The sequence below is a fragment of the Candidatus Microthrix subdominans genome, assembly GCA_016719385.1.
GTDB classification, from domain to species: Bacteria; Actinomycetota; Acidimicrobiia; order Acidimicrobiales; family Microtrichaceae; genus Microthrix; species Microthrix subdominans.
In genome coordinates this window covers 721,806-744,935 of the sequence record JADJZA010000007.1, presented here as the reverse complement: position 1 = coordinate 744,935, position 23,130 = coordinate 721,806, and the positions used below count along the sequence as shown (strand labels likewise).

Annotated in this window: 19 protein-coding genes and 1 tRNA gene; 8 read left to right on the top strand and 12 right to left on the bottom strand. The window is 69.1% G+C overall.

What is annotated here, in order from left to right:
• Positions 1-12: 12 nt before the first annotated feature.
• Together IPN02_13595 and IPN02_13590 are read right to left on the bottom strand one after the other, a co-directional pair.
• Positions 13-3,141 (bottom strand): DEAD/DEAH box helicase, encoded by a 3,129-nt coding sequence (locus IPN02_13595; GenBank protein MBK9297837.1) that lies wholly within the window; start codon positions 3,139-3,141, stop codon positions 13-15.
• A gap of 245 nt (positions 3,142-3,386) precedes the next feature.
• Complete coding sequence (locus tag IPN02_13590) at positions 3,387-5,501, bottom strand: NAD(P)-binding protein (protein ID MBK9297836.1); 2,115 nt, start codon at positions 5,499-5,501, stop codon at positions 3,387-3,389.
• Between the two features lie 56 nt (positions 5,502-5,557).
• Here IPN02_13590 and IPN02_13585 point away from each other — a divergent pair, with 56 nt between their 5' ends.
• The gene (locus IPN02_13585; protein ID MBK9297835.1) at positions 5,558-6,883 is read left to right on the top strand and encodes a glycoside hydrolase family 3 protein; all 1,326 of its coding nucleotides are present in this window, start codon (positions 5,558-5,560) and stop codon (positions 6,881-6,883) included.
• 8 nt (positions 6,884-6,891) lie between these two features.
• On the opposite strand, the gene IPN02_13580 is transcribed toward IPN02_13585, so the two are convergent.
• Entirely contained in the window at positions 6,892-8,439 is a 1,548-nt protein-coding gene (locus tag IPN02_13580) for an AMP-binding protein (protein MBK9297834.1), read from the bottom strand.
• Positions 8,440-8,563: 124 nt separating this feature from the next.
• Between IPN02_13580 and IPN02_13575 the strand changes: the two genes are divergently transcribed.
• The 4 genes from IPN02_13575 (at position 8,564) to IPN02_13560 (ending at position 12,557) form a co-directional block, all read left to right on the top strand.
• Positions 8,564-9,361: an enoyl-CoA hydratase/isomerase family protein gene (locus tag IPN02_13575; protein MBK9297833.1), complete on the top strand. Its 798-nt coding sequence runs from the start codon at positions 8,564-8,566 to the stop codon at positions 9,359-9,361.
• A gap of 20 nt (positions 9,362-9,381) precedes the next feature.
• Positions 9,382-10,956, top strand: coding sequence for an acyl--CoA ligase (locus tag IPN02_13570; protein ID MBK9297832.1), 1,575 nt, complete (start codon positions 9,382-9,384; stop codon positions 10,954-10,956).
• Positions 10,953-11,702 carry a PIG-L family deacetylase gene (locus tag IPN02_13565; GenBank protein ID MBK9297831.1) on the top strand — a complete coding sequence of 250 codons (750 nt, stop codon included), beginning with the start codon at positions 10,953-10,955 and terminating at the stop codon, positions 11,700-11,702. The genes IPN02_13570 and IPN02_13565 overlap by 4 nt, the downstream gene beginning before the upstream one ends.
• Before the next feature lie 69 nt (positions 11,703-11,771).
• Positions 11,772-12,557 carry a prepilin peptidase gene (locus IPN02_13560; GenBank protein MBK9297830.1) on the top strand — a complete coding sequence of 262 codons (786 nt, stop codon included), beginning with the start codon at positions 11,772-11,774 and terminating at the stop codon, positions 12,555-12,557.
• A gap of 77 nt (positions 12,558-12,634) precedes the next feature.
• On the opposite strand, the gene IPN02_13555 is transcribed toward IPN02_13560, so the two are convergent.
• Together IPN02_13555 and IPN02_13550 are read right to left on the bottom strand one after the other, a co-directional pair.
• Complete coding sequence (locus IPN02_13555) at positions 12,635-13,717, bottom strand: DUF459 domain-containing protein (protein MBK9297829.1); 1,083 nt, start codon at positions 13,715-13,717, stop codon at positions 12,635-12,637.
• A 487-nt stretch (positions 13,718-14,204) separates the two neighbouring features.
• Positions 14,205-14,630 (bottom strand): CBS domain-containing protein, encoded by a 426-nt coding sequence (locus IPN02_13550; GenBank protein MBK9297828.1) that lies wholly within the window; start codon positions 14,628-14,630, stop codon positions 14,205-14,207.
• A 27-nt stretch (positions 14,631-14,657) separates the two neighbouring features.
• Here IPN02_13550 and IPN02_13545 point away from each other — a divergent pair, with 27 nt between their 5' ends.
• Positions 14,658-15,236: a thioredoxin family protein gene (locus IPN02_13545; GenBank protein ID MBK9297827.1), complete on the top strand. Its 579-nt coding sequence runs from the start codon at positions 14,658-14,660 to the stop codon at positions 15,234-15,236.
• 66 nt (positions 15,237-15,302) lie between these two features.
• Positions 15,303-15,608 (top strand): N-acetyltransferase, encoded by a 306-nt coding sequence (locus tag IPN02_13540; GenBank protein ID MBK9297826.1) that lies wholly within the window; start codon positions 15,303-15,305, stop codon positions 15,606-15,608.
• Here the strand turns inward: IPN02_13540 and IPN02_13535 are convergent.
• From IPN02_13535 to IPN02_13515, 5 genes are all read right to left on the bottom strand, one after another.
• Complete coding sequence (locus IPN02_13535; protein ID MBK9297825.1) at positions 15,598-16,494, bottom strand: hypothetical protein; 897 nt, start codon at positions 16,492-16,494, stop codon at positions 15,598-15,600. The two genes, IPN02_13540 and IPN02_13535, sit on opposite strands and share 11 nt — an antisense overlap.
• A gap of 175 nt (positions 16,495-16,669) precedes the next feature.
• Positions 16,670-17,569, bottom strand: coding sequence for a radical SAM protein (locus IPN02_13530; protein ID MBK9297824.1), 900 nt, complete (start codon positions 17,567-17,569; stop codon positions 16,670-16,672).
• On the bottom strand, positions 17,566-18,129 hold the full coding sequence (locus tag IPN02_13525; protein ID MBK9297823.1) for a carboxymuconolactone decarboxylase family protein: 564 nt from the start codon (positions 18,127-18,129) through the stop codon (positions 17,566-17,568). The genes IPN02_13530 and IPN02_13525 overlap by 4 nt, the downstream gene beginning before the upstream one ends.
• Positions 18,130-18,196: 67 nt before the next feature.
• Positions 18,197-18,976 (bottom strand): zinc-dependent peptidase, encoded by a 780-nt coding sequence (locus IPN02_13520; protein ID MBK9297822.1) that lies wholly within the window; start codon positions 18,974-18,976, stop codon positions 18,197-18,199.
• 153 nt (positions 18,977-19,129) lie between these two features.
• Positions 19,130-20,917, bottom strand: a complete 1,788-nt coding sequence (locus IPN02_13515) for an MBOAT family protein (protein ID MBK9297821.1) — start codon at positions 20,915-20,917, stop codon at positions 19,130-19,132.
• A 205-nt stretch (positions 20,918-21,122) separates the two neighbouring features.
• Between IPN02_13515 and IPN02_13510 the strand changes: the two genes are divergently transcribed.
• On the top strand, positions 21,123-21,701 hold the full coding sequence (locus IPN02_13510; protein ID MBK9297820.1) for a hypothetical protein: 579 nt from the start codon (positions 21,123-21,125) through the stop codon (positions 21,699-21,701).
• A gap of 104 nt (positions 21,702-21,805) precedes the next feature.
• Here the strand turns inward: IPN02_13510 and IPN02_13505 are convergent.
• Positions 21,806-21,882 (bottom strand) — tRNA-Ala (locus tag IPN02_13505).
• A gap of 137 nt (positions 21,883-22,019) precedes the next feature.
• Positions 22,020-22,760 carry a hypothetical protein gene (locus tag IPN02_13500; GenBank protein ID MBK9297819.1) on the bottom strand — a complete coding sequence of 247 codons (741 nt, stop codon included), beginning with the start codon at positions 22,758-22,760 and terminating at the stop codon, positions 22,020-22,022.
• Between the last annotated feature and the right edge of the window lie 370 nt (positions 22,761-23,130).

Here is a 23,130-nt window from a genome sequence, read left to right as displayed (position 1 = left end):
TTGATCCTCTCGTCACGCCGACAGTTCGTCGACGTCGTCTTCGGTCAGCAGGGCGTCGCTCTCCAGGCCGAGCGCCGTGCGCAGTTGCTCGCCGTCCAGATCGGCCAACGACGACGACTTGGGCAGCACCAGGTTGGCGATGTGGCGCTTGCCGGCCACCACCTCCTCCACCCGTTCGTCGACGGTGCCGGGGCACACCAGACGGTGCGATATCACCGTCTTGGTCTGCCCGATGCGCCACGCCCGGTCACGCGCCTGGTCCTCGACCGCCGGGTTCCACCAGCGGTCGTACAACACGACGTGGTTGGCGGCGGTCAGGTTCAGCCCGGTGCCGCCCGCCTTCAGCGACAGCACCAACGCGCCGGGGCCTTCACCCTCCTGGAACTCCTTGACCAGCCGGTCGCGCGCACCGCGTGCGAGCGACCCGTCGTAGGAGGAGATCTTCACCCCGGTCTTCTCGGTGAGGTACTCGGCGAGGCGCCGGCCCCACGAGGCGAAGTGGGTGAAGATCAGCACCCGCTCGCCGGAAGCGAACACCGTGTCGATGATCTCCTCCAGCCGGGCCAGCTTGCCCGAGCGACCCTCGAGGGGCAGGTCGTCGTGCTGGTAGGCGGCCGGGTGGTTGCAGATCTGCTTGAGCGCGGTGATCGCCGCCAGCACGGCACCCTTCTTCGGCTCGCCGCCCACCTCGGAGCTGTCGGCGACCAGCGAGTCGAGCACCGCCTGGTACAGGCCGATCTGCTCCTTGGTCATCGCACAGTGGTCGAGCTCGTCGATGCGATCGGGCAGCTCCTTGGCCACCTCGGGCTCGGACTTGGTGCGGCGGAACACCAGCACGCCGTTGAGGGCCCGCAGCGCCGCCTCAGCCTCGCCGGACAGCCCGGCGATGAACTCGGGTCGGGAACCGACCAGGCCGGGGTTGCAGAAGTCGAGGATCGCCCACAGGTCGCCCAGCCCGTTTTCGATCGGCGTACCGGTCAGCGCGATGCGGCTGCGGGCAGTGAGGCGACGTAGCTGTTGGGAGGTCTCGTTGGCCGGGTTCTTGATCGCCTGGGCCTCGTCGAGCACCACCTTGTTCCAGGTGTGGTCCTCGAGCAGCGCCACGTCGCGCACCGCGGTGCCGTAGGTGGTGAGGATCACGTCGTTGTTGCGCACCGCCCGCTTGAACGCCGCACCCTGGGCCCGGTTGGCGCCGTGGTGCACGACGACCGACAGGCCGGGAACGAAGCGCCGGGCCTCTGCCGCCCAGTTGCCGACGACCGCCGGCGGGGCGATCACCAGCGACGGTCCCTGGGCATCCGGCTCGGCGAGGTGGGCCAGCACGGTCGGGGTCTTACCCAGGCCCATGTCGAGTGCCAGGCAACCGCCCAGGTCGACGGCGTCGAGGAAGCCCAGCCAGGCGAGCGCCTCGGCCTGGTAGGACCGCAGCTCGCCGTGGAAGCCCTCGGGTCGAGGATTGGGCACGGGCAGGTTGCGGGCCTGGGCGAGCAGCTCGCCCGCCCAGCTCTGACCTTCGACCGACACCCCACCGGCGAGCGACACGCTGTCGAGGCCGACCGAGGCCCGCAGGATCTCGGCGCCGGTCATCTGGGTGCGGGCGGAGCGCTCGGCCAGCGCTGCGGCCGCCTCCTTGAGATCGACCTTGTCGAGCTCGATCCACTTGCCCCGGCTCTGCACCAACGGTCGGGCCTGGGTGGCCAGCCGGGCGATCTCCTCAGCGGTCAGTTCAACATCGTCGAAGAGGGCCGACCACGACACGTTGGACAGCTGGTTGGCGCCGACGACGCTGTCGCCGGCCGGCTCGGTGAAGAGCCGCAGGGCCGGGGACGGCTTGCGGCGCGACAGCGCCGGCAGGCGCAGGTCGTATCCGGCGGCGGCCAGGCTGGGCCCCCCGTTGCTCATCAGCTCCCAGGCCTCGTCGGTCGACAGGTACACCTGGCCGCGCCGCATGGCGCCCGGGCGCAACAGTGCCGGCAGGATGCGTTCGAGCCGGGTGAGCTCGTCTGCCAATGCCTTGGTTCCGGGCCGATCGGTCAGGGCGAGCTCGATCGGCATGAGGTGCCCCTCGGCTCCCGGGCCGAGCACCGACAGAAACCAGGCGTCGGAGGAGTCGGGCGGATCGAGCTGAACGACCAGCCGGGTACGGCCCGAACCGGAGACCGACTTGGACCAACGGTCGAGCCGCTTGGACACTTCGGCGCCTGCCGAGATCGGTGCCTCGAACGGCGAGCCATCCAGGCGGGTGAGGAAGGCCTCGGCCACGCCGGAGGCGTTGCGGACCTGCGGCGGGGGTGCAGGCAGCTCGATGCGGGACGTCGCCTCTCGCACGATCGCATCGGTGACCGCCCGCAGCACCGACAGCGTGACCGAGCGGGCGTCGGCCCGGGCCAGCAGGATCACCGCTTCGGGCATGGCGGCCGACATGGCGTCGAGATCGATCTGGTCGAGCAGCGCCGGCACCCATCGAACCGTCATGTCCATCAGGCCGCCGCGCTCGCGCTTCTCGCCGTGGAGGGTGGGCACGATGGCGCCGGTAGCCACCTGGCGCACGGCGGCGACGGCGACCCGCCCCAGCCAGGCCACGCTCGACCCCACACCCTTGCGGCCAAGGCCCCCGCCGACCGCGACCAGCCACCCCAGCGACTCCTCGACCGGGATGGCCAGGGCCGCTGCGGTGGCGCCGCTGGGCAGGACCACGTCACGGTGCACGCTCCAGCCGACCGCCGGCCCGCCGATGCGCTCGAGCAGGTCGGCCAACGCGTCGTTGTCCGCTGGCAGGGTGCTCGGCCCGGCGGCCCACACCACGATCTGCCCGCCGGCCCAGGAGGCCTGCAGGCGCACCTCGCCCGGCGGGTCGGCCTCGACCAGCGCATCGTTGAGGTCCCCTGGCGACAGCAGACGCCCGTAGGAGACTTCGAGGCGGGTCAGCTCGGCTTCCATGTCAGCGACCACGCGCCCGCGCTCCGGGCCGCGCAGCTTGCGGACGTGGTCGAGGGCGTCCTCGGTGTCGTCGATCAACACCTCGAGCTGGCGGCGCCACACCAACGGGTCGCGTTCCAGCAACGCCAGGTCAGCGTCGGTGGCCACGCCATCCGCCGCCGCCCAGGCGGCGGCCTCAAGAGCAGGGCTCAGGTGGTTCATCCCTGTGAGGGTTCTCCTTCGAAAAGACAACGGTCGCGCCCAACAAAGGGGCCACGCCGTCCAACACATCGGGTAACCACGCGACTGGCACAGCAGGCCATTGCCTCGGCCGCTCCGCCCTCTGAGTTCCCGTCGGCGACCAGCGTAGCAACGTGCGGCGGTGACGGGTAGCCGAGCCGACCGGCCCTGCGGACGGTCATGTCGGTCGGCGTTGCCGGCGCCGGCCTGCTTCGGGCGTTCGTCCGCTACAGCAACCGCCCGACCCGGTGACCATCGGCGATGGCCTTGTCCACCCAACGGGCGGCCACCGCATCACCGATCGCGTGCACCTCGACGCCTGGTTGGGACGTCTGCAGCTCGGCGACGAGGCGATCGACGGAGCGGGCCGGAGAGCGGACGACGAGCGTGTCGACGTTTTCGACCACCCGCACCGAACCGGCAAGCGTGTCGGCCAGGCTGACCCGATAGGTTGCGCCGCCAGGCGAGGCCTCGTCGGGTTCGGTGCGCGCGCTGTCGGCGGGGCCGGAGGGCTCGACGCCGAGGATCACGTGGTGGGGCGCGAGCGTTGCGCCTGCCCGTCTGGCCCGGCGCATCAGCGTCAGGCGGGTCTCGGGGTCGGCCGCGATCGGCTCGGCGAATGGACTGGCCAGGATCACCTCCGCCCCCGGCTCGCCGGTGGCTGGGTTCGGGGCGGCCAGCAGTTCGGCCAGCGCGTAGGCCTCGACGAACCCGACGAGGTCGGCGATCACCACCCGGGCACCCAGCGCCCCCGGCCCGTCGGTAATGGCCTGCCGCAGCGCCGCCTCGTGGTCGAGCACCCCCGGGCCGCCGACCCCGGCGATCGGTGGGTGCCAGGCCACCTCCGTGGTGGCATCGCCGACCGCTCCGGTGGCGACGACGACCGCATCCGGAGCCAGCGAAGCGACCAGTTCCGGGGTGGCCTCGGTGCCACAGCGCAGCTCGACGCCCCGGCGCTCGCACTCGGCGACGCGCCAGGTGACGAACCCCGAGAGCTCGCCGCGACCGGGCAGCCGGGCAGCGGCGTTGATCCGGCCACCCGGCAACTCCTCCCGTTCGAGCAGCGTCACCCGGTGGCCACGGGCCGCCGCCACCCAGGCCGCCTCCAGCCCGGCAGGGCCGGCGCCGACGATCACCACCGATCGAGGCCGGCGGGCCTTGAACATCGTGCCGGTGCCCAGCGTGGACTCCCGGCCGACGACCGGGTTGGTCGCGCACGTCATCGGCTGGCCCCGCACCAGGTTGCCGTAGCAGCTCTCGTTGCAGCCGGTGCACGCCCGGATGGAGTCGGCCCCGCCAGCGGCATCCTTGGCCACCCAGTTGGCATCTGCGATCAGCGCCCTGACGATGGTGACCGCGTCGGCCCGGTCCTCCTCGATCACCGCCGCCGCCTCGGCGGGCGTGGTCAGCCGCCCGACCGCCAGGACGGGCACGTCAGCCGCCTCCCGCACCCGGGCCCGCAAGGTTGCGGTGCGTTCCACCCCGTAGCCGTGACGCACATAGAGGGGGCGGACCATGCCAATCCCCCCGGAGCCCACCGATACGTTGAGAAAGTCGACCAGGCCCTCGCCGGCGAGGGCGGCGGCGATCTCACCCCAGGCATCACCATCGAGCCCACGGCCGGTGCGGTCGCCGTCGTCGCCGCCGATGCGCAGCCCGACGGCCAGGTCGTCGCCCACGCGATCGCGGACCGCCGTCAACACCTCGCGCACCAGGAGAAGGCGACGGTCGAAGTTACCGCCATAGGCATCGCTGCGCTGGTTCCACGCCGGCGAAAGAAACTGATGCAACAGGTAGCCGTGCGCAGCGTGCACCTCGATGCCGTCGAGGCCTGCCGACCGGGCGTGGCGGGCCGCTCGGCCGTAGTGGGTGACCAGGTCGTCGAGGTCGGCCGGGCTCATCACCCGGGGCGACTCGTGCAGGTAGGCGATCGAGCTGGGCGCCACCGCCGGACGCTTGGTCCAGTCACCCGGGACCATGCCCCCGTTGTGGGCCAACTGCACGAAGGTGAGCGCCCCGTGCTCCTGCAGGCTGCGGGCCAGCAGGGACCAGCCGCCGATGACTTGCCGGTCCCATGCGATCGGCAGGTTGGCCACCTGCGCCGCCGTGTCGGGATGCACCGAGGTCTGGCCACAGATCACGGTGCCGACGCCGCCCGCCGCCCGTTCGGCCAGGTAGCCGACCAGCCGCTCGCCGACGACGCCGGGCTCGCCGAAGGTCGACGACGGCTCGGCGAACAGGGTGTGGTGGGCGCCGAAGACCACCCGGTTGCGGGCGGTGGCCGGCCCGAGCCGGAGCGGTCGGTGCAGCGCGTCATGGGGGCCGGCGGCCGTATCGCTCATCGTCTACAGCGTGCCACCGGCACCTCGTCGACCACCACAGCCGGTACAATCTGACCGTGATCCCTCAACGACGCCCCACCCCCGGTGTCGGCGCAACCCGGTTCCGGAGCCACCGATCCGTCTTCGGCGCGGCCGTGTGCGCCGTCGCCCTGGTGCTGGTCGGCGCCTGCTCGGGAACGACCTCCTCCGACGTCACCACCTTGGGCGATGCTGAGCCGCCGACGACCAGCGGGGATGCAACGACGACCAGCGCCGCCGGCGCCACCCCCGACGTCGACCTCGACCCCCTGAAGAACTGCATCGACACCCTCAGCGTCGAGGAACAGGCCGGCCAGGTGCTGTGGGTGATGACCTCGACGCCGGGCAACCTGGCCGAGGCGGCGAAGGCGGGCAAGATCGGCGGCGTCGGGGCGCTCGAGGACCAGGGCGGCGACATCGCCGAGCAGATCAAGTCGATCAACGACGGGCCGCGCGTGCCGATGGTGATCGCCTCCGACGAGGAGGGCGGCACCGTGCAGCGGCTGGATCAGGTGATCGAGCCGCTGCCATCAGCCCGCGACACCACCCAGAAGCTGTCGACCGCCCAGACCAAAACGATGTGGACGAAGTACGCAAAGGACATGGTCGAGCTGGGCTTCAACGCCAACTTCGCCCCCGTGCTCGACGTCGGGTTCGGCCCGGCCCTGAAGAGCCGTTCGTACGCGCTCGACCCCACCGTGGTCGCCGACTTCGCCATCGCTGCTGCCCAAGGCATGACCGATGGCGGGATCAAGCCGATAGCGAAGCACTTCCCCGGCATCGGCTATGCAACGGCCGACCCCCACGGGCAACTGGTCCAAGTGAGCGATCTGAAGGAGCTCAAGCAGCGGGAGTTTCTGCCCTTCCGGGCGGCGATCGATGCTGGGATCCCGGCGATCATGACCACCCATGCGGTCATCCCAGACGTCACCAAGGGCGAACCGGTCACCATGTCCCCCGAGGGCGTCGCCCTGCTGCGAGAGGACCTCGGGTTCAAGGGCCTGATCGTCACCGATTCGCTGATCATGGGCGCCATCGCCGACTCGCGCACCCAAAGTGAGGCCGCGGTTCAGGCGCTGGTGGCGGGCAACGACGTGGCGCTGATCTCCGGCGCCCAGAACGTCGACGAGGTGTACCTCGCGCTGGTCGCCGCCGTCACCGACGGCACGATCACCGAGAAACGACTGGCCCAGTCGGTGAAGCGGGTCCTCGATTTCAAGGGCGTGAAGGGCTCCTGTCCCGCCGGGGGCGCCGCCCCCAAGGCGGATCCGGCCGACCCCGCACCGACGACCGCTCCCGTTACCGACGCCCCGGTGCTCGAGCGCGACCCGGTCGGAGGCGGCCAGCCGACCGACCAGGGCTGACGCCCGGTTCAGTTCACCTGCCGGTCCCGACCCTCCCAGTACGGGGCCCGCAGCTTGAACTTCTGCAGCTTGCCGGTAGCCGTCCGCACCAACTCGTCGCGGAACTCGACCGACTTGGGGCACTTGTACCCCGCCAGACGGCCTCTCACGTGGGCGATCAAGGTCGCTTCGTCAAGGGACGACCCGTCGCTGAGCACGACGAGCGCCCTGACCTCCTCACCCCACTTCTCCGACGGCACCCCGATCACCGCCACCTCGGCCACATCCGGATGGCTGAACACCGCGTCCTCCACCTCGATCGATGACACGTTCTCGCCGCCGGTGATGATCACGTCCTTCTTGCGGTCCGAGATCGTGACGAACCCGTTCTCAATCGTCCCACCGTCGCCAGTGTGAAACCAGCCGTCGACGATCGCCGCCTCGGTCGCCTCCGGCTGACCCCAGTAGCCCTCGAGCACGTGGTTCCCACGGGCCAGCACCTCGCCCATGTCGTCCACCGCCACCCGCATACCGATCGTTGGCGAGCCGGCCGCCGCCAGCCTGGCCGCCCGCTCCGACGGCTCGAGGTCGTCCCACTCGGCACGCCCGCGGTTCATCGTCATGAGCGGCGCGGTCTCGGTCAGGCCGTAGATCTGGATGAACTCCCAGCCGAGTTCGGCCTCGACCCGCTCGATCGTCTGGGTAGGGGGCGGTGCTCCGGCGACGATCACCCTCATCCGGCCCCCGCCCCTCATCGCGTCGCTTCCCGGCACCGGATCGAAGTCGGATGAGGCGTCCAGCGCGGCTGAGACCACCGCCGGAGCGGCGCAGGCATAGGTCACGCCGTGGGACTCCACGCGACGGAGGATCTCGGCGCCGTCCACCTTGCGCAGCACCACCTGGGTGACGCCCATGCCCAGCGCTGCGTACACCATGCCCCAGCCGTTGCAGTGGAACATCGGCAGCGTATGCAGGTACACGTCGCGTTCGTTCACCCCGGCGTGCCAACCGAACGTGGAGGCGTTCAGCCACAGCGACCTGTGCGTCTGTTCCACCCCCTTGGGCCGGGCGGTCGTGCCCGAGGTGTAGTTGATCGTGGCGGTGGCATCCTCGTCGGGCTGCCACGGTTGCGGTTCGCCGTCGGTCAAGAACCATTCGGCATCGCTCTCGGCGCCCAGCATCACCTTGTGGGCCACCTCGACCCCGGCGACCGTGTCGGCCACCTCCGGGTCGTACAACAGGACCGAGGCGCCGCAATGCTCGACGATGTAGGCCACCTCGACGGCGCTCAAGCGGAAGTTGATCGGCACGTAGATGCGCCCCCACCCGGACACCCCGAAGAAGCCGCAGGCCAGGCGGGCGGAGTTGTGCGAGATGATCGCCACCCGTTCGCCGACCCCGATGCCGAGGGCGTCGAGGTGGGCGGCCTGGTTGCGGGCCCGGCGAGCGAACTCCGCAGCGGTGACCGCTCCCCACGACTCGGCCGGTTGGTCCGGTTCGTCGACGATGGCGATGCGGTCGGGAAAAACCAGCTCGGCCCGGTCGAGAAAATCGATGACGCTCAGGTCAACCTTCATGTGCATGCCCCCCTGCGGCCCCGGGGTCCACCCCCTGGTGGGTGTCACGGTAACGCCACCGGTGCGCCAACCGCGGCTCGCCGACACCTGACGCCCCGTCAGATACGGCGGGTAGGGTGAGGCGGTGAGCGACTACGAGACCCTGTTGTTGGAGACCTCGGACGGGGTGGCCACCCTCACCCTCAACCGACCCGACCGCTACAACGCTTTCGACGCCACCATGGTGGCGGAATTGCCCCGAGCCTGGGCGCAGCTGCGAGACGATGCCGACGTGCGTGCAGTGGTCCTGACCGGCGCCGGCGATGCCGCCTTCTGCACCGGCATCGACCGCGACGCGGTGCCCGCCGGTGATGGCGAGTACACCTTCGACCCCTACACCTACACCGACCCGGGCGAGGCGCTGGGGCCCAAGACCCACGGCATGTGGAAGCCGGTGATCGCCGCTGTCAACGGCATGGCCTGCGGGGGTGCCTTCTACCTGCTCGGTGAGGTCGAGTTCCTGATCGCCGCGGAATCGGCCACGTTTTTCGATCCGCACGTCACCTACGGCATGGCCGCCGTGCTCGAGCCGACGCTGCTCGCCCCCCGCATGCCCTTCGGCGACCTGATGCGCATGATGCTGCTCGGCGCCCACGAACGCCTGTCTGCCCGGCGGGCCCTCGAGGTGGGTCTTGTCAGCGAGGTGACGACGGCCGACGAGCTACCCGAGCGGGCCCGATGGGCGGCGGAGGCAATCGCCTCCCAACCCGTCGACGCCGTCATCGCCACCGTGCGCAACCTGTGGATGGCCCAGGAGCTGTCGCGCCGCCAGGCCCTCGACCTGGGCAACTTCCTGTTGGCGGCCGGCAACTCGCCGGAGGCGCTGGCCGAGGGTCAGCGGTTCTTCGCCTCCGGCCAGCGCGTGCGCCCCAATATTCGCTGATCGATGCGCGCCCCGTGCCGATGAGCGACGCTCCTGCCGCAAGCCTGGCCGACACGCTCGCCGGAGCGGCGCTGCGCTTCGGCGACACGCCCGCAGTCGTCCGCTGGGACGGCGAGACGCTGAGCTACGCGACGTGGTGGGGCCAGGCCTGCGCACTGGCCGGGTGGATGGCGCGCCGAGGCGTCGGGGAGGGCGACCGGGTGGCCCTGGTGTTGCCATCGGGCCTGGAGTACCTGGTGGCCGCCGCCGCCGCATCGGCCCTCGGGGCGATCGTCGCCGGGGTCAACCCGTCGCTGGCCCCGAACGAGCGGGCCGGCCTGGTCGAGCTGGTCGACCCAAAGCTCGTGCTCGCCGACCCGGCGCTCACCGAGGGCCTCGACCCGGCCCGTCGGGTCGAGGCCACCACCGCCTGCGAACCCGGTCGAGCGCCGTGGGCGGAGCTCCTGTCCACCGAACCCGCCGAAGTGTGGAACGGCGCTGCTGCGCCGCGCTCCGATCGCAGCGCCTCGCTGGTGTTCACATCGGGCACGACCGGCCTCCCCAAGGCGGCCAGGTTCACCGAGGGTGCCCTCGCCGCCGTCGCCCGACTGGACCTGGGCGCCGACGCCACCCGTTGGGGCGGCGGCGCACCGATGTTCGTGTCCACCCAGTTCGCCCACGTCGGGCTGATGACCAAACTGTGCTGGTACGTGCGCCGGGGCTCCCGGCTGCACCTGGTCGACCGCTGGCGAGCCGACGACGTCCTGGCGCTGGTGGCCGCCGAGGCAATGACCGTGATCGGCGCGGTCGCGCCCCAGGTGGCGCTGATGCTGCGGTCGCCCGGCTTCGACGACCTCGACCTGTCGGCGGTCGAGTTGTTGATCGTCGGCGGCGCCGCCAGCGCACCATCGCTGGTCGCCGAAGCACGGGAACGCTTCGGCGCCGGCTACAGCATCCGCTATTCCTCGACCGAGTCGGGCGGCTGCGGCCTGGCCACCCCGCCCTGGCCGGTCGACCAGGGGGACGACGAAACGATCGGTCGACCCCGCAACGGCATCGAGGCGTCGGTGCGCGACGACGACGGCGCCGAGCTGCCCGTCGACACCCTGGGCGAGCTGTGGATCCGTACACCGAGCGCCATGGCCGGGTACTGGGAGGCCCCCCACGCCACGGCGGCCGCCATGACCGACGGGTGGATCCGCACCGGCGACCTGGCCACCTGCGACCGCCTGGGGCGCTACGCGCTGGCCGGCCGGCGAGGCGACATGTACATCCGCGGCGGCTACAACGTGTTCCCGTCCGAGGTGGAGGCCGCCCTGGCCGACCACCCCGACGTCGCCCAGGTGACGGTGGTGCCCCGGTCCGACGCCGTGATGGGCGAGATCGGTGTGGCGGTGGTCGTTCCGCGCCGACCCTCATCACCACCCGACCTGGAATCGCTTCGCCGTCACGGCGCCCGCACGATCGCCCGCCACAAGCTGCCCGAAGCGCTGCTCGTCCGATCCAACCTGCCCGAGGGGGCCACCGGCAAGATCGACCGCCGCCGCCTGGCCGACGAAGCCGCGGCGGTCGACTCTGGCGGCCGCTCTTCGGACGGGGCAGGATCGACCCGATGAGCCCGGCCCCAGAGTCCCAGTCGTACTCCGACCCGCAGCTGGTGGGCATCGAGCGCGTGCTCGTCACCTGCGCCCACCCCGACGACGTCGATTTCGGAGCGGCGGGCACGGTGGCCCGTTGGACCGCAGCCGGGGTCGAGGTCACCTACTGCTTCGTCACCGACGGGGAGGCCGGCGGCCTCGAAGATGAGCCGGACCGGGCCAGGGTGGCCCGCATGCGGCGCTCCGAACAGACCAGGGCCGCTGGCGAAGTGGGCGTCGAGACGCTGGAGTTTCTCGCCTATCGGGACGGGCGGGTCGAGCCCAGCCTGGCCCTGCGCAGAGACCTGACCCGCGTGATCCGCACCTACCGTCCGGACCGCATCCTCACCCAGAGCCCCGAACGCCGCTGGGACCGCATCGGCCCGAGCCACCCCGACCACCTCGCCACCGGGGAGGCCACCGTGTGCGCCGTCTTTCCCGACGCCCGCAACCCGCTCGCCCACCCCGAGTTGGCCGAACGTGGGCTTCTCCCTTGGGTGGTCCCCGAAGTGTGGCTGATGTCAGGCCGCAACCCGGACACCTACGTCGACATCACCAACACCCTCGACGCCAAGCTGGCCGCCTTGTCTCACCACGTCAGCCAGCACCCCGATCAGGGCGAACTACACGAGATGGTGCGAGGCTTTCTCACGCAGAACGCCCGGGACGGTGGCCTCGAAACCGGCCGCTACGCCGAGGCCTTTCAGCGAGTGTCCACGGCCTGAGGGGCCCCCGGCGCATCCATGGGTCGCGCTCCCCTGGATTTGAGCGCTTCGCACCCTCAGGCTGGGGGGATGGCGCTGATCGTTGTGATGGTGCTCGTCGCCTCGGCGTTGGCCGGGTGGGCGGTCACGGTTCCGCTGCACCGCTTTTGCGAGGACGACGCCGGAGAGGGGTTTGCCGTCACCTGCGTCGCTGCCTGCGAGCGCTGTGGCGCCGAGGTGCGGCCGGTCGACGTCGCGCCGCTGCGGTCGTGGTTCGGGCCCGGTCGGCGCTGCTCCGACTGCGGCGCCTCGCGAGGCTGGAGCTGGGTCGCTCCTCAGGCGGCCATCCCGATGCTGGCAGTGATCACGACGCTCGCGATCGGTCCGACCGCGTCGGTGCCGGTCTACGGGTTGTTCGTCGTCGTCTTGGTCGTTGCGTCGGTCATCGACCTGCGCACGATGCTGATCCCCCGGCAGGTGATATGGGTGGGCATGGCCGGCGGCCTGGCCCTGATGGGCGGAGTTTCGGCCGGGACCGGCGACGTCGGCCGACTGGGCGGCGCTGTCATCGGGGCGGTCGGCTACTTCGCCTTCCTCTGGGTGACCAGCCTGATCTCGCCCGGCGGCATGGGCATGGGCGACGTCCGTCTCGGCGCGCTGATCGGCCTGTACCTGGGCTGGCTCGCCTGGCCGCTGATTGCGGCGGCCCTCGTGCTCGGCTCGGTGGTCGGCATCGCGCAGGGCCTCTTCGCCACTGGGCTCAGCGGGCGGCGTCAAGCGTTCCCGTTTGGTCCGGCGCTCGCAGCCGGCGCCCTGATGACCGTCTGGGCCCATCAGCCGATCCTCGACCTGCTCGTCGGCAGCGCAGGGCCGTAGCCGACGAACAGGTTGTCGGCTCCGTCACGCTACGAGCACATCGGGCCGCCCACCCCACCGCTCGACCCCGTCGGCCCTCAGTCCTCACCCGTGCCGCGATTGGGGTTCGTCTCGGCGGCCGGGCTGCCCGATGTGGTCGGGGTGCCCGGGCCGGAGGCGTCCCGCCCATCGCTGAGGTCCAGCGGCGTCCCGGCGGGCGCCGCCGGTTCGCCGATCTCCCAGGTGGCGGCGATATCGGCGACGGCGGCGGCGCTCACCAGCTGCGTACAGTCGGTGGTCAGGTGCACGCCGTCGCTCTGGCGGCAGCTCACCCGGCTGCCGTCGTCGAGCATCAGGTAATCGCTGTAGCCACCGTCCGCACCGGCGGTCAGTGCGCCGGCATCGACCAGGGTCACCCAGGGTCGGCTCTTGGCCGAGGCCCTCACCTGGGCGTTCATCGCGTCCACCGAGCGCTGGTGCTTCGATGACGCGACGTCGGGCTGAAGTACCCAGAACAGCCGGCGGTTGTCCGCCCGGAGGCCGTCGAAGAGCTCGTCGACTCGGCGTCGGTACTCCCGGTCCCACTCGGCGGTCGCCGGGCGGGCGACCACGTTGCCGGCGGCGTCGGTCAGTTCCTGGGCGTCGTTGCCGCCGATCATCATCACCAGGGCCTCCGGCTTGACGTCCTTGGCGATCTCGGCAAAGCGGGCGGGCCAGTTGTAGTAGTCGGGCCGGGCCAGTCCCGAGGAGATCTTGTACTCGTAGGTGACGTCCAGCGTCGGGTCGTCGACCCCGGCGGCCTCCGTCAGCTGGCCGAGCGACTGGCCCATCGAGTCACCGGCAACGTGCACCTCCAGGGGTACCTGGGCCGTCACCTCCCGCAACGGTGGCGTTGCGTCCTCCCGGTCGGTGGAGGAGGCGTCGAAGTCCACCGGCTGGTCAGCCGGGTCGTCCACCTCACGGCCAAGCGCCGAACCCAACGCGTCAGCGGGCCGGTTGAGCGACAGCAGGTTGGAGACGCGGTCAATCCCTTGGACGACCGGCAAGGTGATCGTGCGCACCGGCCCGATGTCCATGGCCCGCACCGAGCGCACCATGTTGCCGGACGTCAGAAAGACGAACAGCACCAACGCCACCACGTAGCTCAGCCACGCCGACTGATACGGAACCCCCAGCCGCACGCGTCCCCCAGGGCGTCCGTCGACCAAGCGCACCCGCCGCAGGCCGCGACCGGTTCGGTCGCCGGGGCGGGAGCCCCCATGGGCACGGCGAGAGCCGCCGGAGTCGGAGCCGACCCGGCGGCGCAAGGTGGGTGTCGAGTGTGTCTCGCCGCGTCGCGCGTCTGGACGCACACGCGTCGCAACCCGGTCACCGTCATCGTCCCACTCTTCGGGACCGTGCGCCGACCCCGGCCGGCCGTAGCCGTCGGACGAGTCCGACGTGCCCCGCCGAGCTGGACGTCGTGGTCGGGTGGGGATGGCCATGGAGTCCTCACAGTTGGCGTCGCTGTCGGCGTGACCGCCGTCAAGCGGTTGCCGTTCGCGTGATCGTTCGACCGCCCGCAGCTGCGGGGGTCATCCGAACTCCATTGGTGAGGTTAGGAGGGTGACGCCGCCAGACCGGGGATACCCCTCAGGTCTGGCGAGCGGCGCACCGGCCCAGGCCGGATCAGGTGATGTCGCGCAGGTACCGGATCAGGTCGGTCGACGTGACGATCCCCGCCAGGTGTCCGACGGCGTCGACGACGACCACCGAGTGGTAGTCGCCTCCGGACAGACGATCGGCGGCATCGTGGACGGTGGCGTCGACGCCCAACGTGTCCAGTTCAACGGTCATCGCATCATCGATGTTGAACTGATGATCCAACATCGATCGCATCATCCGGTCGGAGGGATCCTCGATGTCGTACACCAGGCGCAGCACGTCGGTGGCCGACACCATGCCGACCGGCCGCTGACCGTCCAACACGGGCAGGTGATGGATGCTCCGAGACTCGAACAGGTCATAGACCTCCGACAACGCCTGAGAACGGTCGACGGTGATCACCTCGGTGGTCATCACCTCGGCAATAGACGGAGAAGCAGAATCGGCCATAACCCTCAGCGTAGGCTGAATTCGGCCATGAGCAGAACCCTGTCGACCATGATCCCGTTGGGCACCGCGCTTCCCGAGTTCGAGGCGGCCGCACCGGACGGTTCCCGGTGGGACACAGCGTCGGCCGCAGGGGCACCCGGCCTGCTCGTCGTGTTCCTGTGCAACCACTGCCCGTTCGTCGTGCACCTCGGCCGGGAACTCGGGCTGCTCACCCAGCGGTGGGCGTCCCGGGGTCTGGCCGTCGTCGGCCTCAACCCGAACGATGCCGAGGCGTACCCGGCTGACGCCCGGGAAAAGATGGCGCCCACCGCCCGGTCGTTCGGATGGGACTTCCCGTACCTCGTCGACGAGGGCGCCGAGGTGGCCACCGCTTTTCGCTCCGCCTGCACGCCGGACTTCTTCCTCTTCGACGGCGAACGAACGCTCGTGTACCGGGGCCGCTTCGACGCCAGCCGCCCCGGCACCGACACCCCGGTGACCGGCGGCGAGCTCCGGGCGGCGGTCAACGCCCTGTTCGACGGCGTCCCGGGGCCGACCGAACAATTGCCGTCGATGGGCTGCAACATCAAGTGGCCACCGGGACGTGAGCCGGAGTGGTTTGGCTAGGGTCGAACCGACACATCGACGATGATTTCGGGGGACACCGTGAGCGATAGCGATCAGCAAGGCACTGTGAGCGACAGCGAGGCGGACATCGGCGACCTTGAGGTCCGAAACCGAGCGGATCTCGGCCGCTACGAGCTACTCCAGGACGGGGTGGTCGTGGGGCACGCCGACTACTCGCTCCGCGACGATGAGATCACGATCCCTCATGTCGAAACCGAACGGTCGCTTCGCAACCGGGGTCTGGGTTCGAAGCTGATGGAGGGTGTGATCGCCGACGTGGTCGACCGGCAACTCACCGTCGTTCCGGTCTGTCCCTTCGCTGCGAACTACCTGCACGACCACCCGGATCTGGCCTACCTGATCAAGCGGTAACGCCGTGGCGGCGTGACGAACCGCCGCCGACAAGGGTCAGGCCGGCCGCCGCCAACACGGCAGCGGTGCTGGCCTTCGACCCCATGCCGAGGATCAGCCCATCGGCCCGGAAGGTCACCAACAGCAGAGCGGAGATCACGACGACCGTCCACCCGGCCGGCACCAGCACCGCCTCGTTCAGCTTGGGGATGATCAGCGCCATCGCCACGCCCAACACCACCAGGATCAGGCCGAGCAGAATCGAACCGGCGAAAACGTTGCGGGCGAAGTCGCCAGGCACATCGTTGCTCTCCGCAAAGGGCCCCCACCAGGTGCCGTTGCTGTCGCCGGCGAACGGGGCACCGATGTGGCCGATCGCCACCAGGGCACCGTACCCGGCGAGCACCCAGCCGAACGCCGCAGCGCGCACAGGCCGAGTTTGAGGTGCCAGCGCCAGGATCGCCACGTGCAACGCCATCATCAACAGGTAGCTCCAGTACCACTCACCGTCGGCGTTGGCGACGGCAAGTCCGATGGCGCCGGCCTGCACGAAACCCAGCACCGCGGCGATACGCAGGTAGCGGCCAGAAAGCAACAACGCCACCAGGGTGGCCTCGATGAAGAGCGTCAACCAGCCGAAGATGCTCAAGTTGGGCCCGATGAGGTGCTCGAAGACCCACGGGCTGCCGGGGATCACCCGGAACTCCGCTCCCTTGTCGACGTAGCCGCACAGGCCGCTGCACTTCCCTGCGGCCTTGCCAAACGCCGTAGGCACCTTCCAAGACAGGTTGGAGAGCCACAACAGCGCTGCGGTCCAACGCAGCACAGCGGGCGCCCAGCGAGCGGACAGCTCGTCGGTCCGCCCGACAACGGCGCTCGTGCGCTCCTGCAGTGACGCTGAGTTCATGTCCGGTCCTTACCCGACCGGGTTGGTGGGCAAACCCGCCGAGCGATGAGGCGGATATTCGCTTTTCGGACCGACGGTGGCGGCGATGACGGCGAGAGAGCGGCACCATCGCCGGAATGGACGGGAGAGCAGTGAGGGGCAGGGCCGACCGACCGGTCGGCGTGTTGGGTCACGCTCAACGGATGCCGATGCTGGCATCGGCTCCGGGTGGGCGGCCTTCCACCAGCCCTAACAGCGCCTGCGCCGGCACCTCCAGCGGGAGCGTGGTTCGGGTGATGAGCAGGTGGGTGTCGGTGCGCCCGTTGTGAATGGTCGGACCAAACGGCGACCAGAACGCTCCGTGATCGGCAATCGTCAGCTCGGCCGGCAGCTGATCACGCTCGAATCGCACCCCCATCCCGGTGTCCTCGGCCCGGCCGCTGGTGATGATCGGCCGGACGAGGTGATCGTCGTCGGTGATGCCCCAGCCGCGGTGCATGGCACACAGTCGGCTGCGATCGTCGGGCGTCATCTGACCCTCTTCGATGGTGGTGGCGATGCGCACTGTGTGCCCCCGCTGCACCATGCGCGGCACCGCCTCGACCACCTTGGCGTAGTTGAGCGGTCCGCGCATTTCGTCGTTGGATACGGCGTCGGGCGAGTCGAGGGAGATCTGAAACCTGACCCGCTTGCCCAGCAGCGGGTCGAGCATGTCGAGTCGGTCGCCACCGAACAGCGTGCCGTTGGTCAGCACGGTCACGGGAAGGTGCTCCGCCATGGCCGTGACGACCGCGACCATGTCGCGACGCATGAACGGCTCTCCCCCGGTGACGCCCACCGCCCGAAAGCCCAGCGCAGCGGCCTGCTCGGCGATCGCCACCATGTGTTCGGGACCGATGATGCGCCGCTTCGAGCGCGGCGCCGACTCGGTGAGGCAGTACGCGCACTCCAGGTTGCAGTGGTAGTTGGAGTACACCCAAACGCGGTCGGGCAGCACACCCGACTCGATGGCGGCGCCGACCGACCCCGGCAGGTGTTCGGCGGCCGGTTCGGTGCCGTCGTGGGTGCGACTGTCGATGCTGACCGCCGTGCTCACAGGTCCACCTTGAAGCTTTCGGCGCTCAGGCGCGCCAGCGTCTCGTCGCTCACCGGTAGGTCGAGCGCTGTGCAGAATCGGTTGAGCATCATCGTCACCCCAATCGTGTTGGCCAGCTCGACCAGCTCGTAGTCCTCGAAGTGTTCCTTCACGTCCGCCGTGATGTCGGCCGCCACCGCACCCCGCCCGCCGGCCACCTCGTCGATCCAGGCCAGGAGTGCCAGCTCAGCCGGGTCGTCGTAGGCGTCCACCCACGGGGTCTCGCCACGCAGCGCCCGCACCTCGGCGTCGCTCAGACCGATGTCGAGCGCCACGGTGGTATGAGCGGCCACGCAGTAACGGCACGACAGCAAAGCGGAGGTCCTGAGAACGGCCAGCTCCTTCAGGCGGGCGCCGGTGCTGCCCGCCCCCAAAGAGGCCCCGATATAGGGAAGCGCCACTCGGGCGACCTCCGGAACCTGGGCCAGCGCAGCGGCGATGGGCCCTGGGTCGCCACCGGCGAACACCCCTTCCATCAGCAGCGGTGCTGCTACCTGATCGAGCAGTTCTATCTGGGCCACCTGAGCGTCCTCCCGCACCACGACGCCGGGGAAGGGGACCCCCCTGGATACGACGTGTCGCCAGACACTAAACGTTCACGGTTCGCCCGCGCACCCGACCGGCCGGATCTTGACGATAAAAGTCGCGCAGCAGGCCGTACAGGTCGGGGCGATCGGCCGCCAGCTCGGCGCCGCGGGTGAAGAAGACCTCGGTGACCACTGCGAAGAACTCGCCCGGGTTGACCGAGGCGTAGGACCTCAGCAGGTGCGACCCCTCCCCTCGTCCGACCGCCTCGTACTCGGCGGTGAACACCTTGACCCAGCGCTCAACCATCGACGGGTCCGACAGCGGCGGTGTGCCGTCGACCACACCGTCGAGCAGGTCGAGCTTGTGGGCGAACTCGTGGTACACCACATTGTGGCCGTGCTCGGGGTGTCGGGCCTCCCGGCTCGCCGAATTCCAAGTGATCATCACCGGGCCCCGCTCGCTCGTCTCCCCCGACAGGGTGACCGGACCGTCGCTCAACATGCCTGGCACGAAGCTGAACTCTCGGCCGGTCACGCGCACCTCGTGTGGTGCCACCAAAATCGATCCAACCTTGCCGTAGGCCTCCAGACCCAGCTCCAGTACCAGCAGCGCGGCGTGCCCGGCGATCACCACCTGCATCTCGTCGGTGATCGTCAGCCCGGCGGTGGCCTCCCAGCGCTTGTTGATGATCAGCTGCAATGCCAGCTGCTCCAGCCGTTCCCGTTCGTCGGCGCTCAGCGCGCCCCACGGAGCCAGGCAGGTCTCCAGCACCCGGCGCCACTCGACGGGAAACTCGGGCGGTTCGTTGCGGGCCCGCCACCAATCCCCGAGCCTGGTCATCGGCCTCTGCCGTCGTCGGGGGATTCGGTCGTTCGAAGGGGCTGAGCGATGCGTGCCATCACCCCATCTTTGCCGATCCTCGGCCGGCGCCGACCGTCACGTAACCGAAAGCGCTGTCCTGTTGCCACGCCCGCCTTCGAGCGACGGCCGCTTTCAGAACTGGAAGTAGATGAACGGCGCAACACCTTGAGGGCCGAGTACGTCGATCAACGCCAGCAGCATCCCAAAGCCGACCGCCTGGGCCAGCGGTGTCCAACGCGAGAAGCCCACCTCGAGCGTGTCGCCCACCTTGGAGGGTAGGTACTGGGCGGCGAGCGCCCCGGCGATGACGAGCAGCGCCAAGGGTGTCACCAGCGACTGACCGCCGGTCCAGCCGGTGATCAGACGAGCGAGCACCGCAAAACCGTCCCCCAGGGACGGGGAACGGAAGAACACCCAGCCGACACAGACGAACGCAAACACCAAGACGCGCTTGACCGCCAGCGGCCAGCCGGAGTGGGTCGGCCGAGAGTCCTCAAGATCGGCCCGCAGCCGTTTCCATTCGTCGTCGAAGGGAATCTCCCCGGTCGGGCGGCGGCGGAACCAGCGGTTGCCCGCTGCCGCCGGTGACGGATCATCATCGCCTGGTTCGCCGACGAAGCGGTCCCGCTCGGAGTGGTCGACGTCTGCTCGGGCGGCCTCCCGAAGGTGGTCCAGCGACATGCCGGCCGTCTCGTAGCTGGCCTGAAAGCGTCCGGAGCCGGCGACGGCCTGCCCTTCGTCGACCTCGGCGCTCAGGCCCCCGCCGTCCGTGGCAGTGAGGTTGGAGTTGTGGGAGGCCAGCGACTTGACCGCAAGACGTCGCTCCAACCAGGCCGAGCGGATGCCGGCCGAAACCGGAGCGCCGGCCTTGCGCCGGTCGCTCATCCAGCGTTCCACCGCCAAACCAACGCCCTGGTAGAGCCCCCACGCCAGGAAGGTGCCGCTGGCCCCGTGCCAGAGCCCGCCCAGGGCCATCGTCAGGATCAGGTTGCGGTAGTGGCGGGCAGCTCCCCCCTGGTTTCCGCCGAGTGGGATGTAGAGGTAATCGAGCAGCCAGCGCGACAACGTCATGTGCCAGCGACGCCAGAAGTCCTGAATGCTGCTCGCCGCATACGGACGATCGAAGTTGTCGGGAAAGTGAAACCCCAACAGCAAAGCGATGCCGATGGCGATGTCGGTGTAGCCCGAGAAGTCGGCGTAGATCTGGATGGCGTAGGCGAGGATGGCCACAAAAACGGTAAAGGCCGTGTATCCGCCAGGCGCAGCAAACACCGGATCGACCAGTTCGGCCATGAAGGAGGCGATGACCACCTTCTTGATCAGTCCACGGCCGATCAGCCGAACCGCCCGGGCCACATCGATACCATCGGGGTTTCGTCGATGGTGCAACTCCGGCATGAACTCGCTGGTACGAACGATCGGGCCCGCCACCAGCTGCGGAAAGAACGCCAGATACAAGCTGACGTCGAGTACCGAAAAGGTGCGCTCGTCGCCCCTGAACACATCGACGATGTAGCTGATCCCCTGGAACGTAAAGAAGCTGATCGCCACCGGCAGCGCCACCGATTTGACCAGCCCGTGCGGCTCCAAACCGAAGGGCGACAACATCCGCACCAGGGACTCGCTGAAGAACTCGTAGTACTTGAAGTAGCCCAACGTGCCCAGGTTGGCGGCCAACCCAACCACCAGCCAGGCCCGTCGCGCCGCGCCGTATCGGGGCTCCATCGCTTTGGCCACCAACGCGTTGATCAGGCTGGAGCCGATGATCAGGCCGAGAAAGCGCCAGTCCCATGCCCCATAGAAGACGTAGCTGGCCCCCAGCATAAAGAGCTTCCAGGCCTGGGGGCGGTCGTTGAGCCGCCAGGCGACTCCCAGCACCACGACAAAAAACAGTGCGAAGCTCATGGTGGGAAACAGCACGGGCGCGCGCCTCTCTGTGGTGCGGTTCCGCCCGCGTACCTAGCGCTCGTTAGTCAACCACAGCCCCACTGACGAGTGGCGGATGTCGTCCAAGCCCACGACCCGGCTCGATGTATGAATAGCCCAGGTCGGAGTCTGCGTGCGTGATCAACGGCCAACGACCGTTGAGGATGCATTTTCTGGTGCTTGCACGTAGAGTGATTGCATGGCTCCAAAGAAATTGAATTCAGAATCATCCAACCCCGAGGATGTGGTACGTCGGTACCTCAACTACCTCGGCGACCCGTCTTCGGTGATCGATCACGATCGCGTCAACGAAATACAGGAGCAATTGAGCAGCACCGACGACCAGATCGAGCGACTTCGCTTGGAATCAGAACTCGATCGGGCGCAGAGCACCGACGGCGAAGCGATCGCTCAATCGTTCATTTCGGTCGCCAAGGCGTTCGCCGACTCGGAGCACATCACCGCCGGCGCGTTTCGGCGCCAGGGGGTTCCTTCCGAGGTGCTGTCCCTCGCCGGATTTGATGTGAGAGCCGCCAAGAGCACCAAGGCTCCTACGGTTCGTTCCCAGCGGGTCAATGCGGCCACGGTGTCGACCCACGTACTCGGTCGATCCGGAGAGTGGACCTACAACGACATTGAGTCGACGACCGGCGCCAGCATCGGCACCGTGCGAAAGGTCGTCGACGAACTGGTGGCGTCCAACAAGGTGAAGTCGCTGGGTGCCGACCCCAACCACGCCAGCCGGGGCCGCGCCCCCAACCTGTTCACCACCGCCTGATCGCTGCGCCGCTTGCAGGCGCATCGCACACGCGTCACGGCCCCCGAACACTCAGGTGTTTGGGGGCCGTTGCGCGTCGACCCGCTCACAGTGGGTCAACGCCATGGTGGAGGTGATGGGAATCGAACCCACGACCTCATCGTTGCGAACGATGCGCTCTAGCCAACTGAGCTACACCCCCATGGATGGGACAGCAATACTATCGGCCCCCACAGCATCGACGCCCATCGGCGAAGGGGCTCAAGGCTGCTTCTTGACCAGTGCCCGGACCACCTTCAGCCCACCCTCGTGCACCGAGCGGGATGCGTCGTGGAGTGGTTACCAGCCAACCGAGCGGGGCAGTTGCTGGTGCGGCTCTGCCCACTCCTCGTTATAGCCGTCAGCGACAGGGGCCTCGTCGTAGTAGGCCGCCTCGACGACGTAGTCCTCGTAGTTGGCCACCGGGGCGTACTCGTCCTCGTAGTAGGCGGCCGGCTCGGCGGGGTAGGCCTCGTCGACGTAGCCGGCCACCGCGTTACCAGGCCGGGCGTCGTCGAGATAGAACACCTCTCCGACGGCACCCATGATCGGGGCGGGGGCGGCCGGTCGCTGCAGGTAGGAAGGGCGCTGCTGGTCGGCTTGGCGGCGAACGGTGCGTGAGGCGCGCTGAGCATTGGAGGCCCGAGCGTTACTGGCGCGGGTGGCGAGCAGGTAGACGTAGCCGACCAGGGCGGCGTCGAGAGCCAAGTGGACGCCCCACACCGAGCCGCCCATCAGCACGCCACCCATCAGGGTGAGCACGCACAACACGAGCAATGCGAACAACACCATCGACCGCCGCTGCTGGGCCTGGGTTCGGCTCATCGATGTCAGGGCCGAACCGCTGGATCGCGTCGACGGCGAAGCAAAACCGCCCATGGTGCCCGAGGACGACCGGCGTGAGACCGGCTGGGTCACGCTCCGCAGACCGGTGGGACGGCGCGACGTGGTCTGGCGATACATGCGCACCAGATCCGGGGTGAGCACGAGTGCCCACACCACAGCCAATCCCAACAACACCAGCACCGTAGGGTTCCTCACGTGATCCATGTACTCCTGGACTCTGTCCACGGTAGAAACCGTGGCGCGCTGGTTGGTGGATACCGGCACCATTCGGGGGGTGTCGGAGGGTGACCCGGCCTCGCAGGGCATCTGGATCATTGCTTTACGACCACGAACTGTAACACGTACGCCATACGGGTGGCTACGGGTAGTCGGGCACACATGCCATGAGCCGACCTCTGGCATAGACACCGGTCACATCGACCCAGATTCCTTGCCCACACTGGGCACTTTCACCGGATACCTCATTCAGAATTCGGGGCGTTCAGCGCGCGTATGCCCCGCAACCAGGGCCTCGGCCGGTGACGAAACGGATGCGCTCGCCGCTTGGACCCGGCGGGTTCCGCCA